This window comes from Paraburkholderia sp. SIMBA_053 (assembly GCF_046534895.1).
Classification (GTDB): domain Bacteria; phylum Pseudomonadota; class Gammaproteobacteria; order Burkholderiales; family Burkholderiaceae; genus Paraburkholderia; species Paraburkholderia caledonica.
Window position 1 is genome coordinate 661,473 of the sequence record NZ_JAWRXU010000001.1, and the last position, 13,217, is coordinate 674,689.

General features: G+C 63.0%; 12 protein-coding genes. 6 read left to right on the top strand and 6 right to left on the bottom strand.

From position 1 onward, the window contains the following. Genes SB753_RS03025 through SB753_RS03045 form a run of 5 tightly spaced genes read left to right on the top strand, consistent with a single transcriptional unit; the run spans position 1 to position 5,367 of the window. On the top strand, positions 1-1,485 hold the full coding sequence (locus SB753_RS03025; protein ID WP_410798893.1) for a sugar ABC transporter ATP-binding protein: 1,485 nt from the start codon (positions 1-3) through the stop codon (positions 1,483-1,485). Further along, a complete protein-coding gene (locus tag SB753_RS03030) occupies positions 1,482-2,417 on the top strand; it encodes an ABC transporter permease (protein WP_410798894.1) in 936 nt (311 codons plus the stop codon). The genes SB753_RS03025 and SB753_RS03030 overlap by 4 nt, the downstream gene beginning before the upstream one ends. Beyond that, a complete protein-coding gene (locus tag SB753_RS03035) occupies positions 2,414-3,385 on the top strand; it encodes an ABC transporter permease (protein WP_131318594.1) in 972 nt (323 codons plus the stop codon). The genes SB753_RS03030 and SB753_RS03035 overlap by 4 nt, the downstream gene beginning before the upstream one ends. Positions 3,386-3,413: 28 nt before the next feature. Further along, positions 3,414-4,322 (top strand): SMP-30/gluconolactonase/LRE family protein, encoded by a 909-nt coding sequence (locus tag SB753_RS03040; protein ID WP_410798896.1) that lies wholly within the window; start codon positions 3,414-3,416, stop codon positions 4,320-4,322. Between the two features lie 22 nt (positions 4,323-4,344). Beyond that, positions 4,345-5,367 (top strand): ABC transporter substrate-binding protein, encoded by a 1,023-nt coding sequence (locus SB753_RS03045; RefSeq protein WP_410798898.1) that lies wholly within the window; start codon positions 4,345-4,347, stop codon positions 5,365-5,367. A 78-nt stretch (positions 5,368-5,445) separates the two neighbouring features. Here the strand turns inward: SB753_RS03045 and SB753_RS03050 are convergent, their stop codons facing one another. Next, a complete protein-coding gene (locus tag SB753_RS03050; RefSeq protein WP_410798900.1) occupies positions 5,446-6,159 on the bottom strand; it encodes an SDR family NAD(P)-dependent oxidoreductase in 714 nt (237 codons plus the stop codon). A 131-nt stretch (positions 6,160-6,290) separates the two neighbouring features. Between SB753_RS03050 and SB753_RS03055 the strand changes: the two genes are divergently transcribed. Beyond that, positions 6,291-7,232, top strand: a complete 942-nt coding sequence (locus SB753_RS03055; protein ID WP_410798902.1) for a LysR family transcriptional regulator — start codon at positions 6,291-6,293, stop codon at positions 7,230-7,232. 150 nt (positions 7,233-7,382) lie between these two features. Here SB753_RS03055 and SB753_RS03060 read toward each other — a convergent pair whose 3' ends face one another. The 5 genes from SB753_RS03060 to SB753_RS03080 are packed head-to-tail and all read right to left on the bottom strand — an operon-like array spanning position 7,383 to position 13,211. Beyond that, positions 7,383-8,315, bottom strand: a complete 933-nt coding sequence (locus SB753_RS03060) for an amidohydrolase family protein (RefSeq protein ID WP_410798904.1) — start codon at positions 8,313-8,315, stop codon at positions 7,383-7,385. 2 nt (positions 8,316-8,317) lie between these two features. Beyond that, entirely contained in the window at positions 8,318-9,640 is a 1,323-nt protein-coding gene (locus tag SB753_RS03065; protein WP_392393647.1) for an MFS transporter, read from the bottom strand. A 12-nt stretch (positions 9,641-9,652) separates the two neighbouring features. Continuing rightward, positions 9,653-10,891: an MFS transporter gene (locus tag SB753_RS03070; protein ID WP_020070939.1), complete on the bottom strand. Its 1,239-nt coding sequence runs from the start codon at positions 10,889-10,891 to the stop codon at positions 9,653-9,655. Next, a complete protein-coding gene (locus tag SB753_RS03075; protein ID WP_410798906.1) occupies positions 10,888-12,168 on the bottom strand; it encodes an MFS transporter in 1,281 nt (426 codons plus the stop codon). Before SB753_RS03075 ends, SB753_RS03070 begins: the two co-directional genes overlap by 4 nt. Further along, the gene (locus SB753_RS03080) at positions 12,165-13,211 is read right to left on the bottom strand and encodes an amidohydrolase family protein (protein WP_408166488.1); all 1,047 of its coding nucleotides are present in this window, start codon (positions 13,209-13,211) and stop codon (positions 12,165-12,167) included. Before SB753_RS03080 ends, SB753_RS03075 begins: the two co-directional genes overlap by 4 nt. Between the last annotated feature and the right edge of the window lie 6 nt (positions 13,212-13,217).

Below are 13,217 nucleotides of genomic sequence, written 5' to 3' on the forward strand. Positions count from 1 at the left end.
ATGGGCGGAACAGGAGACGCGATTGCCCGACGTGAGGCGCTGATTCGCTTCGAAGGCATTAGTAAGAACTTCGGGCGCGTGCGCGTGCTCAACGACATAGACTTCACCTTCATGCAGGGCGAATGCGTCGGCATTGCCGGGCATAACGGCGCGGGAAAATCGACGCTCACGGCCGTCTTGGCGGGCGTCCATGCGCCGACGCAAGGGCGCATCGAAGTCGAAGGCAAAGACGCGCCGCATTACGACGCCAACGCCGCACGCGATGCCGGCGTACGCTGCGTGTTTCAGGAGTTGTCGCTCTGCGCAAACCTGACGGTCGCCGAGAACATGTGCATCGTGCATCCACAACTGCGTGGGCGCGGATGGCGCCGCACGGCCACGAAGCTGATGCGCGAGAAGCTCGACGAGATTTTCCCGGGCAACGGGTTAAAGGGCAACGAACTTGTCTCCGACCTCACGCTGACGCAACAGCAGATGGTCGAGATTGCGCGCGGATTTACCGTCACCGACACGCCCGTGCGCCTTGTGATTCTCGACGAGCCGACGTCATCGCTCGATGCGCATACCGCAGAACAGTTGCTCGCGTTTGTGCGCAAGGCGGCGGCAAGCGGCGTCACCTGCCTGCTCATCACGCATATGCTCGGCGAGATCGAGCGCGTGGCCGACCGCGTGGTGGTCATGCGTGACGGCAGCATCGTCAGCGTGCTTTCGCGTGAACAGTCGAGCCGCGAGTCCATTATCCAGGCGATGGGGCAGCATCTCGAAGCGGACAAGGCGTCTGTCGTGACTCGCGTCCAGGCGGATCGCGAACGGGAGCGGCACTTCATATGGAACATCGGCGCAAAGCGCCATACGTCGATTGAAGCGTCGCGCGGCGAAGTGATCGGCTTTGCGGGACTGGCGGGCCAGGGGCAAACCGAGGCGCTTATTGCGATCTACGAAGCCGCGACGAAGCGCGGAGCGAGCCGCGCGAAGGTGGCTTTCGTAGCAGGCGACCGCGGGCGCGACGGCGTCTTCCCGATCTGGTCCATCGCTCAGAATCTCGACTTGCGCTGGCTCGCGGGCGGTGCGCCGCGCAAGCGCGGTCTCGTCGATTTCGCGGCGGCGCGGGCCATCGTCGAGGAGTGGCGCGCGAAGATCGGCATACGCGGGGCGGCGATGAACGCGGGTATTCTGTCGCTCTCGGGCGGCAATCAGCAAAAGGTACTCTTTGCGCGCGCGCTTGCATCGGACGCGGAGCTGATTCTGATGGACGATCCCACGCGCGGCGTCGATGTCGGCACCAAGCGCGACATCTATCAGCTGGTTCACGACGAAGCCGCAAAGGGCCGCACGTTCGTCTGGTACACCACGGAAAACGAGGAATTGTCGCACTGCGACCGCACTTACGTGTTCCGCTCGGCCGCCGTCACGCGCATGCTTCATGCCGACGAATGCACGGAAGAAGCACTGCTCGCGGCCAGCTTCGAGGAGCAGGCCGCATGACACTCGCCATCACGCAAGCACGTTTGCGCGCGATGCTTCCCGCCATATCGCTCGTCGCGGTGCTCATACCCATCCTTGTCATGCAGCCCGCGGTAATGAGCTACTTCGGCTCGAGCCTACTGCTGAATCTTGCGGTGCCGATCGTCCTTGCGACGCTCGCGCAACTCGCGATCATCACCGTCAACGATCTCGATCTGTCGATCGGGCCGTTCGTGAGTCTCGTCGCATGCATCGGCGCGACGCTGCTCGTGAAGACACCGTGGCTCGGCACCCTCGCGCTCGTCGGCTGCGTGCTCACTTATGCGGCCGTCGGCGCGTTGGTCGAGTTGCGCCAGATTCCGTCGATCGTCGTGACGCTCGGGCTGTCGTTCGTGTGGAGCGGCCTCGCCATCGTGCTGCTCCCTTCACCGGGCGGCACGAGCCCGACGTGGCTCGGCGCGGCGATGAACTATCAGACGCCGTTCATTGCGGCGCCCATCGTGTGGTCGGTGCTGATTGCGATCGTCGGGCATCTGCTCCTGATGCGCTCGTCGGCGGGCGTGCGCGTGCGCGGTGCAGGCGGCAATCCGCGCGCGATGCGCCGCTTCGGCTGGTCGCTCGTGCGCAGCAAGGCCACGCTCTATGGCGTCGCGGGCGTGTTCGGCGTTCTATCGGGCTTATCGCTGCTCGGCCTCACCACATCCGCCGATGCAAACCTCGCGTTGCGCTACACCCTGCTCTCGATTGCCGCCGTGATACTCGGCGGCGGCGAATTCATGGGCGGTCGCGTGTCGGTGATCGGCGCGGTGCTCGGCGCGATCACGCTGACGCTCGCGGCATCGTTCCTTGCGTTCCTGAACATCTCCTCCGACTGGCAGGTCGGCATGCAGGGCGCGATTCTGATCGTGGTCCTGTCACTACGCGTGCTGCTGCAACGCGGAGAGCGCCGATGAATACCCTCGCTGAAAACAATACGAGCGCATGGTCGCGCATCAAGGCGATTCAGGCGCCTTGGGTCTGGTCCTTTATCGGTGCGGTGCTGGTATGGCTCGCCATCGTCGCGATCTTCGGCTTCGGTATCGCGAGCAATGTCGCGCAAACGGCGCTCACGTATGGCGTCTTCATGGTGCTGGTGGGCCTGGGGCAAATGCTCGTCATCACATCGGGCGTGGGCAACATCGACCTGTCGGTGCCGTCGACAATCGCGCTTGCCGGCGTGGTCGGCATGCATACCATGGGCGGCGCGAACGGTCAGATCGTCGCGGGTATCGCGGCGGCGCTCGGCGTGGGCATCGCCATTGGCCTCGTGAATTACGCGCTCATTCGCATGCTGCGCATTCCGCCGATCATCGCGACGCTGTCGTCGAGTTTCATCATCCAGTCGATCGCGATCACGCAAGGCAGACAGCTTCCGCCGCCACCGCCCGCGCTCGGCGCATTCGCGACCGGACGCTTCCTGAGCGTGCCGTACATTGCGCTGCTGGCGCTCGCGTTGTCGATCGCGCTCGCCGTGCTACTGCATCGCGCGGTCTATGGACGCAGACTGTCGGCCATCGGCCAGAATGCGCGCGCCGCCTGGCTTGCGGGCGTGGACGTGCACCGCACGCGATGCCTCGCGTATGTCATGTCGTCGATGATCGCATCGCTGACTGCGTTGCTCATATCGGCGACGTCCGGCGGCGCTTCGCTCGATATGGGCGTCGAATACATGCTGATTTCGATTGCGGTCGTCGTGATCGGCGGCACCCTCGTGGCCGGCGGGAAAGCGACGATCGCAGGCGTCTGGGGCGCATCGATGTTCCTCTTTCTCACCAACGCCGTGCTCAACGCGGTTGGCGCGGATGCGGGCGTGCGCTCCATCGTGTATGGCGCGCTCATCATCGCCGTGACGGTGGCGGCGGGCGGCAAGGTCGTGCGCTGAGTCCAAACAGCAAAAAGGAAAAGGAGACATGAAAAACAACGAATACGAAGTGCATGATCCACGCTTCAGGCTGCTGCTTCAGCCGAACGCGTCGATGGACAAGCTAACCGGCGAATGCCTGTGGGCCGAAGGCCCCGTGTATTTTCCGGCGACCGATCTGCTCATCTGGAGCGACATTCCGAACAACCGCATGCTGCGCTGGGCGCCGGGAATGGGCGTCGGCGTGTACCGCGCGCCGTCGAACTACAGCAACGGCAATACGCGCGATCGCGAAGGCAGGCTCGTCAGTTGCGAGCACGGTGAGCGGCGTGTCACGCGCACCGAGCATGACGGCAGCATCACCGTCATCGCCTCGCATTTCGAAGGCAAGCGGCTGAACTCGCCAAACGATGTGATCGTCGATTCCGAAGGCGCGATCTGGTTCACCGACCCCGACTATGGAATCATTAGCGACTACGAAGGATATCGCTCTGACAGCGAGATTGGGCGATGCAACGTGTATCGCGTGTCGCCCGGCGATACGCAGGTGCGCCTCGTTTCCGACGACTTCGTGAAGCCGAACGGTCTCGCGTTTTCGCCGGATGAATCGAAGCTTTATATCGCCGACTCGGCCGCATCGCACGACGACAATGCGCCACGTCACATACGCGTATTCGATGTCGCGAGCAACGGCGCATTGCGCAATGGCCGCGTGTTCGTGGAGATGCAAAGCGGCGTGCCCGACGGCATGCGTGTCGATGAGCACGGCAACGTATGGACGAGCGCCGAAGACGGCGTGCATTGCTATGCGCCGGACGGTGCGCTGCTCGGCAAAATCCTGATTCCCGAAGTCGTTGCGAACCTGACCTTTGGCGGGCCGCGGCGCAATCGGCTTTTCATAACCGCGACTTCATCCGTATATGCGCTGCATGTAGGCGTGCGGGGCGCGGTGCGCTGATCGATAACAAAGGAGACGGTACGTGCACACTTTCATCAAGGTAGTGACGGCGGCATGCATTGCATTAGCGGCTGCATCCGCGTCGGCGCAAATCGCAACCGGCGATACATCGTCAGTGAAGATAGCGCTGTCGAACAATTACGCCGGCAATAGCTGGCGTCAGCAGATGCTCAAGAGCTGGGCCAACGTCGCGGACGCCGCAGTCAAACAGAAGGTCGTCGCGGCTGCGCCCAGCTTCACGACCGCGGAAAGCCAGGCGACCGAGCAGGTCCAGCAGATACAAAACCTCATCCTGCAAGGCTTCAAGGCGATTGCCGTCGACGCCGTATCGCCGACCGCACTCAACGGCGTCATCAAGCAGGCGTGCGGCGCAGGCGTGACCGTAGTATCGTTCGATGGCATCGCCACCGAGCCGTGCGCGTATCGCATCGCGGTGGACTTTCAGGGCATGGGCCGGATGCAAGTCGACTATCTGGCGAAGCGCCTGAACGGCAAGGGTAACCTGCTGGAGATTCGTGGGCTTGCAGGCGTCTCTGTCGACGACGAGATTCATCAGGGCATCGTCGACGAAATGAAAAAGTATCCGGGCATGAAGATCGTCGGTTCGGTGCATGGCGACTGGACGCAGACCGTTGCGCAAAAACAGGTCGCGGGAATCCTGCCGACACTGCCGAAGATCGATGGCGTCGTGACGCAAGGCGGCGACGGCTATGGTGCCGCGCAGGCAATCAAGGCGGCTGGGCGGCCTACGCCGATCATCATCCTTGGTAATCGTCAGGAAGAGCTGGCGTGGTGGGCGGAGCAGCGCAAGAGCGGCTATGAAACGATGTCGGTGACGATACCGCCAGGCGCGTCGTCGTTCGCGTTCTGGGTCACGCAGCAAGTTCTCGCGGGCAAGAAGGTGCCGCACGACATTCGCATGCCGGTGCTGGAAGTGAAGCCCGACGAGCTCGATGCGGTCCTTGCGAAAACGCCGAGCGGCGCACTTGCGAACAAGGAGTACACGCGCGACGAAGTGGTCGCAGTAGTGGACGGCAAAAAATAGCGCGCTCCAACAGTTGCGTTCCGGCTCTCCGCGCAGGGCGCCGCGCGGTCTTCGCAACGAGCGGCCGCCCCGATCGGCTCACCACCGAACGGTGCGGCCGCGATAATCGAGAAATTCCAGGCCGGGGCGGCCACGTTTGGCCAGCAGTACATCCACGACGCCGGGAACGCTCTCTTCGATCGACAACCGCCCCTCTGGCCCGCCGAGGTCTGTGCGTACCCAGCCCGGCGCCATCAGCACCATCGCACGCGGCGGTTCCGCGCGACGTGCTGCAAAGCTGCGCATGAACTGGTTCAGCGCCGATTTGCTGCCGCGATAGACCTCGCGCTGGCCCGACTCATTGTCGGCAATGCTGCCCTGCCCCGACGACATCACGCCGATCAAACCCGCCGCATCGACGAGGTCGCACAAGCTTTCGACAACGCGCATGGGACTGAGCGCATTCGTGATCATCAGGTTCACAAAATCCTCGGTCGACACCTCGCCGATTGTTTGAGTCGGATCCGGATTGGTCGTGCCGGCGTTCACGAACAGCGCGTCGAACGTGCGGCCCGCGAGGCGCTCGCGCAGCGCCTGGATCTGCTCTGGCCGGGTGATGTCCAGCGTTTCGATCTCGACCTGTCCCGGATGCGCATCGGCTAGGTCATGCAGCAACGTGCGCCCGCCACGTACAGTGCCCATGACGTGCCAGCCTCGTTTGAGAAACTCCGCGGCCATTGCGTAACCGAGGCCACGAGAGGCGCCGATCAGCAGGATGGAAGGAACATGAGCAGGTTGAGCAGCTTGGGGCATAGGGCTTTCCTTCTTCGTCGGTTGGTCTCAGCAATTCTGATCGCGGCGTCTGCTTTGCACCAGACGCCTCGCCTGCAATCCACGATTGCACCGCACGCCCTGCCTGGCCAGATTTGCACTATCCTCGACAGATGCCACGTGTCGACCTGAACCTTCTTCCCGCCCTGGACGCGCTGCTGAGCGAACGCAGCGTTACAGGAGCCGCCCGGCAGCTGAACCTCAGCGTGTCGGCAATGAGCCGCACGCTGACCAGGCTGCGCACCCTCACTGGAGACCGGCTGCTGGTGCAGGCCGGGCGAGCGCTGATCCTTACTCCGTATGCCGAAGAGCTTCGTGAGCGCGTCTCTTCACTGGCTCGCGAAGCGGAGGCGGCACTCAGTCCCGCCGGCCGCCGGTTCGACTTCACTACCTTGAATCGAAGCTTCGTCGTGCGCGCGGGCGAGGGTTTCATCGACCTGCTCGGCGCGGCCTTGATGGACAGGATTCACCGGGCAGCGCCCGGTGTGCAGCTTCGATTCACGCCCAAGCCGGACTGGGCTGCGCAGCCGCTGCGGGAAGGCGCGATCGATCTGGAGATCGGCACGGTGAGGACCACGGCTCCCGAGATGATTACGCGCCTGCTCTTCAGGGACCGCTACGTGGGCGTCTGCCGGCGTGGCCATCCGCTCCTGGACGGTACCGGAATCAGCCTCGAGCGCTGGAGTGCATACGGCCATGTGCACACCTCACGCACCATTGCGGTCGATGCGGCTTTGGCACGACTGGATGTACAGCGAACAGTGCTGATGGAGGTGCCGACCTATACCAGTGCGATGCAAATTGCTCGCCAGTCGGACCTGCTCGCCGTTGTCCCGCATTCGTGTCTGGCCAACCCGTTCACGCCCGATCATGCCTTAGCGAACGGCCTCGACAGCTTCGAGCTTCCAGTGCGCACGCCCGCCTTCAGCGTCTCGGCGATCTGGCATCCGCGCCTCGATCAGGACCCGGCCCATCGCTGGTTTCGCGCAGAAGTGATGCAAGTGTGTGCGGCGGCCTATTCTTCTGACTCGATGCCGCCGTTGCTTCGCGATTGACGTTACGTTCCGGTTTCAGTTGGAAGATCGGGCGACCCCGGTGGTCGTCGGTCGCGTCGTGGGGTCCGCCCGGCGCCAGAGTCACGTCGAACTGACTCGCGCTCTGCCTCGCAGTGCTTTGCGTCGCATCCGTGCCGAGGTCGAGGCACGCTACGCGAATCCATACAACTTCGTAGGGTTAGCGACGAAGATCAGATGCTGCCAATCCGGCCGCCCTATCCAGTTCGCGATCGTGTCCAGCAAGCTCGCATCATCCGGCTTATGCATCTTCTCCGTCGGATGAGGCCAGTCGGTCCCCCACAGCATCCGCTCCGGCGCCATCTCGATCAGCACTTTCGCGACAGGCTCAACGTCTCCGTATGCTGGGGCGCCCGCCTTGCTGTCGACGTACGGCCCCGACAACGTGATCCACGTATTGCCTTTCTCGACCAGGCGCCGCGCGGTGCGCAAAGCGTCCGACGACAGGCCGCCGGGTTCCGGAACATGCGCGATATGGTCGATGACGAGCGGGCAAGGCAGTGCCGACAAATGCCGCTCGAGTTCCGGCAGTCGCGCGCCCTGCACCACCAGTTCGATATGCCAGCCGAGATTGGCTATGCGCGTGGCAAGCGGCGCAAGCATGTCGAGCGTCGTTGCGCCCGGATAGCTCAGGTTGAAGCGAATCGCGCGAATGCCGCCTTGATCCAGGTTCTGCAGTTCCGCATCGGTCACGGAACTGTCGATGACGGCAACGCCGCGCGCGTTGCCGCCGAACTGCCGGATGGCCTCCAGCGTACAGCGGTTATCCGTTCCATACGTCGACGGCGTGACGACCACATTGCGCTTCACACCCAGGCGCGCCTGCAGAAGCCGGTACTGCGCGACCGTGGCATTCGGCGGACGCAGCGTCGTGCCCGGCGCGACCGGGAAGCGATCGTCGTAAATATGCATGTGACAGTCGATGGCGCCTTCGGGCAACCTGAACGCCGGCCGCTCCGTGCCGCTCGACCACGTTTCTTCAGCGGCGGCCAGCTTCGGCAGCGCTGCCGACATCAGTGCAGCGCCTGCGAACTGGAGGAATTCGCGTCTCGTGGGAACAGTCATGCTCAAATGGTCCCCGTCTTGCTGACCAGACGGTTTGCCGAATTATTGCGGGTCAACAGCAACAAAGTCGCGACGCTGACGAGCGTGAGGATGGCGAGTGGCATCAACGCCAGCGCATAACTTCCAGTCGCCTCCTTCACCCATCCATATACGTTCACCATCAGTCCGCCGCCAAGCAGATTTGCAATCGCGTTCACCGTCGCGAGGCCTGCTGCCACGGCACTGTTGGACAGCATGTCCGTAGCGAGCGCCCAGAATGGGCCCTTGAACGAATAGGCGCCAACGAGTACCGCGCACAGCATGCAGACCGTCGGTACAAGTGAGCCGCTCAGCGACGTCGCGAACAGACCCACACCGATCAGCAGCATCGGTACTACAGTGTGCCAGCGACGCTCGCCGACCCGGTCCGAGCGGCGGCCCCAGTACACCATCAGGACGGAAGCGACCGCGTACGGCACGGAGTTCAGCAAGCCTGTCTGCATGACAGACAAACCAAACGACTTGAGCAGTTGCGGCTGCCACACGGACAGCGTGCTCCCCGCCGCCGACGCGCATGTGTCGACGAGTGCGAGACACAACACATAGCGATTGCGGAACAGTTGCGTGAGCGGAAGCGACGGCACCTTCTTCGGAGCCTTTTGCTCGCTGACGAGCGCATTGACGAGCCATGTGCGCTCGTCGTCGTCGAGCCATTTCGCGTTCTCCGGCTTGTTGGTCAGCATGAACAGACACGCAACGCCTAGCAGCACGGTCGGGACGCCTTCGAGAATGAACAGCCAGTGCCAGCCGCGCAGCCCCCAGAAGCCGTCCATCTGCAGGAGCAGCGCCGAAATCGGCGAGCCGATGAAGCTCGCGGCGGGAATTGCGACCATGAACGTCGCGACGATCCGAGCGCGATACGACGCCGGAATCCAGTACGAGAGATACAGCAGCACGCCGGGAAAGAAACCCGCTTCGGCGGCGCCGAGCAGGAAGCGCAGAACATAGAACGACGTCGCGCTATGCACGAGCGCGGTCGCCGCCGACACGATGCCCCACGTAATCATGATTCGCGCGATCCAGATACGCGCGCCGTACTTTTGCAGCGCGAGGTTGCTCGGCACTTCGCAAAAGAAGTAGGAAATGAAGAACAGGCTGCTGCCGAAGCCGAACACCTTCGCCGACATGCCAAGGTCATGATTCATCTGTAGCGACGCCATGCCCACGTTGCCCCGGTCGATAAAGGCAAGCAGATAGCACACCATCAGAAAAGGAATGAGTCGCCAGACGACCTTTCGTATCGTCCGGCGCTCGATCGCGGACTTGTCCATGAATCCAGTTTGCATCGTCGTCTCCGTTTATTGTGCGCCTGCGCGCTGATTCGTGAATCGTTGCCATGCAATGACGGCGATGACACCGCTGGCGAGCACCACCGCCATGGATGCAAATGTGTGTCGTACGCCCAGCGCTTCGGACGCGGTCCCGACGAGCAGATAGCCGAATGGCATCGTGCCGTTGTAGGCCATCCCATACATGCCGACGAGTCCGCCGCGCACGTGTTCCGGGCATTGCCGCTGGATGGTCGCGTTCGTCGACGTGGCCGCGAACGTAAGGCTGAAACCGAGTGCGAAAAACGCCGGCACCGTGGCTGCCGCCTCCGATGTCGCGGCAAGCAACGCGAGCGCGCCGACGGCCGTCCACGGCGCCCACGCGATGAATCTTCGCGACGCCGACGTGCCGATCGCCGAAGAAAGCAGAATTGCCGCGCTCAGCGAACCCGCGCCGGCGCACGCGAAGAACACGCCCGTAAAGCGCGCCGCGTCGTGGAACCCCTGGTCCGCGAGCAGCGGCACGAGTGTCTGGTAACTGCCCGCGAACAAACCGATGCACGCGAGTATCGGCAGATAGCGGGCGGAGAACGCATCGGACATCACGTAGCCGACTGCGTCGCGCAGGCTGCTGTCCGCGCGCGCGGGCCGAGCCGCCGAGGCCGTTCTGATCGAACGCACGCATGTCGCCATGAAGCAGAGCGCCACCGCATAAATCACAAACGATGTTCTCGGTCCGAGCGTGGGATAGACGAAACCCGCAATCGTCGGGCCGACCATCCGGCCGACGTTGTAAACCATCGTGTTCATCGCCACGGCGTTCGACGTATGCGTCGGATCTTCGAGACTCGTCAGCAGCAAAACCTGACGCGCGGGCGTCTCAACGGCGCTCGATACGCCGATGGCGAGCGCATGCGCGAGTATCAGCTTCACGCCGAGCACGCCGAGCAGCGACAGCGTGAAGAGACTGGCCGTCAGCACCAGCGACGCCGTGAGCACGCACAGCGTCGCGCGCTTCGCATTGGCCGAACTGATGCGCGAGCCGGCGATCGGTGCGACGATCAGTTGCGGTCCGTACAGCAGAAAATTGAGCAGCGCGAGAATCGCCGCCGACCCCGACAGGTGATACACGAGCAGGTTCAGCGTGACGTTCTGCGTCCAGCTTCCGAGCACGGACGCGACCTGTCCGCTCAGATAGCGTCGCAGCGACGCCTCGGCAAGCGCCGGAAACAGTCTGCTGACGAAACCGGTTTGCGCGGCCATCGTCATGACAATGCCTTGCCGCGCGTTTCGGGCGCGAAGAACACGACGACGGCGGCGGCGACGAATGCGACGATGGTCGTCGCGAGTCCGAGCACGAATCCGCCGGAGGTCGATGCGAGCGCGCCGATAATCAACGGCGCGATGAAGCCGCCCAGACGGCCGCCGTTATACGCGAGGCCCATCAGGAATCCGCGCGACGCCGTATTGCCGATGATCTCCGCGAGGAACGGACCCGCTCCCGCGAAAATGCCGTTCACACTGAAGCCCGTCAGGAAGATCGCGACCATCAGCAGCAGTGCATTCGACGACACGATGTACACGCCCACGGCCCCCGCCCCGACCAGCAGATAGGCAAGAAACATCGGACGTCGACCAAGCCGGTCGACGAATGCAGAAAACAGCAGGAAACCGCTGATCGCGCCGAACTGCAGCGCAAGCACGAACTTCAGGCTATGCACGAAGTCGAGATGCTTCACCGTGACGAGGAACGTCGGTGTCCACGTGAACACACCCCAGTACAGGTACTGCAGAAAGAAGATAAAGCCGAACGCCGTCAGCAGTCCGCGCACATTGAGCGTGTCGCTGCTCGTCGCGTGCACGTTTTTAACCGATGTCTTCGCCTGCTTGCGTTCCAGCCAGATCGGCGATTCAGGCGTTTTTCGCGCAACCCAGAAGAGGATAAAGAACGGCAACGCACCGATCAGAAAAAGCAGACGCCAGCTATTTCCACCGAGTCCGGCGTTCACGCCGCTGACGATGCCCGAAATCGTGATGGCGAGGATCGCGCCGATGGGCAATCCCATCTGCATCAGCGCGCCGCCCTTGCCGCGCCGGCTCGCGTGCCATGTCTCGGCAATCAGCGCGGCGCCCGCCGTCCACGTGCCGCCCATGCCCAACGCGCCGAAGAAGCGCAACGTCGCGAACCAGTGCTCGTTCGGCGCGAACGCAAGCAGACCCGAGAACAGCGAATAAATGCCGACGCAGAGCAACGCGGTACGCACACGCCCCAACCGGTCCGATACATAACCGAACAGAATCCCGCCGACGATCTGCCCTGCCGCCGTGATGCTCGTGAACAGGCCGAGCTGCGCCTTGCTGAGACCGAACTGAAGAGCGAGCGTCGGCAGCAGAAGCGAAAGCAAAAACGAGTCGTAGCTTTCGAACGTCCAGCCGAGTCCCGCAAGTGTTAGCGAGCGCCACTCAATGCCCGTGATGTTCCTCAATCCTCGGGCTTCCGCACCGTCCTTGAATTCGGTTGTCGCAACCGTTGCACTCGTTTTCATGTGTTGTCTCCGGCAATCGCGAGGCGATAGGTTGCCGCCGCAGTCCGGCTGAACAGGGCGGCTTTTTCATTGGCGGACATCGCGGACGCGAGTCGTTTGAAGGCGTTCCACAGCACGCCGTAACTGAACATCCCTTTATCGACGGGAAAGTTGCTTTCGAACATGCAGCGATTCACGCCGAACAGTTCGACGCACGTGTCGAAATACGGCCGCCACGCAAAGGCCAGTTCCTCGGACGAAGGCGGCACTTCGCGCGCGGCGAAATCGAAGCCGAATACGTTCATGCCCGCGCCGCCGAGCTTGATGCGCGTGTTGGGCAAGCTCGCGAGGCGCGCGAGTTTTCGCTGCCATTCGGCGCGAACCGCCGCGCGTTGACCAGCGTGCGGACCGACACCCAGCGGACCGCCAAAATGATCGATAACGACCGTCACGCGATCCGCGGCACGCGCGAGTTCATACAGATCGTCGAGTTGCGTGTGATAGACCCATGCATCGAGCGACAACTCAAAGCGGCCGAGCGCTCTCACACCCTGCCGGTAAGCCGGATTTGCCATCAGGTCGCGCGGCGGCGTCACGGGGCTCGAACTTACTTCAGGGCTCGCATGCCACGCGAGCGGATTGCGGATGCCGCGCAGGCGTCCGCCGGATACCTGCAACATCGCTTCGAGGACCGCATCGAGTTCAGCGCCCAACGTCAGGTCCGCACCGCCGACGATCGCCTCGCAGCAGCGCGTCCGTCCATACGCGCCGCTCGCGGACATCGCGGCGATTCCGTTGGCGAACTCCACTTCGCCAACGGGCTTCATCGCCTCGGGACCGTCCTCGCGCAACATCGAGCGGCATTGCACGTAGACCGTCGACACGACCCGATGCCCGCTCGCCACGTCGTTGCGAAACTCATCCGCGAGATACCGCCCGGTCTGGCGGTCCCACAGATGATGGTGCGCATCGACAATCGGCAGTTCAGGCTCGAGAACAGGCTCCTTTCGCAAGGCAAGCCACTCCTCTCGAACCGGAAGATGGGGCGCATGGACTATCTGCATTACGCT

Coding starts and splice junctions, on each gene's coding strand:
- SB753_RS03025 (WP_410798893.1), top strand. CDS start 1: ATGGGCGGAACAGGAGACGCGATTGCCCGACGTGAGGCGCTGATTCGC.
- SB753_RS03030 (WP_410798894.1), top strand. CDS start 1,482: ATGACACTCGCCATCACGCAAGCACGTTTGCGCGCGATGCTTCCCGCC.
- SB753_RS03035 (WP_131318594.1), top strand. CDS start 2,414: ATGAATACCCTCGCTGAAAACAATACGAGCGCATGGTCGCGCATCAAG.
- SB753_RS03040 (WP_410798896.1), top strand. CDS start 3,414: ATGAAAAACAACGAATACGAAGTGCATGATCCACGCTTCAGGCTGCTG.
- SB753_RS03050 (WP_410798900.1), bottom strand. CDS start 6,159: ATGCCCCAAGCTGCTCAACCTGCTCATGTTCCTTCCATCCTGCTGATC.
- SB753_RS03055 (WP_410798902.1), top strand. CDS start 6,291: ATGCCACGTGTCGACCTGAACCTTCTTCCCGCCCTGGACGCGCTGCTG.
- SB753_RS03060 (WP_410798904.1), bottom strand. CDS start 8,315: ATGACTGTTCCCACGAGACGCGAATTCCTCCAGTTCGCAGGCGCTGCA.
- SB753_RS03065 (WP_392393647.1), bottom strand. CDS start 9,640: ATGCAAACTGGATTCATGGACAAGTCCGCGATCGAGCGCCGGACGATA.
- SB753_RS03070 (WP_020070939.1), bottom strand. CDS start 10,891: ATGACGATGGCCGCGCAAACCGGTTTCGTCAGCAGACTGTTTCCGGCG.
- SB753_RS03075 (WP_410798906.1), bottom strand. CDS start 12,168: ATGAAAACGAGTGCAACGGTTGCGACAACCGAATTCAAGGACGGTGCG.
- SB753_RS03080 (WP_408166488.1), bottom strand. CDS start 13,211: ATGCAGATAGTCCATGCGCCCCATCTTCCGGTTCGAGAGGAGTGGCTT.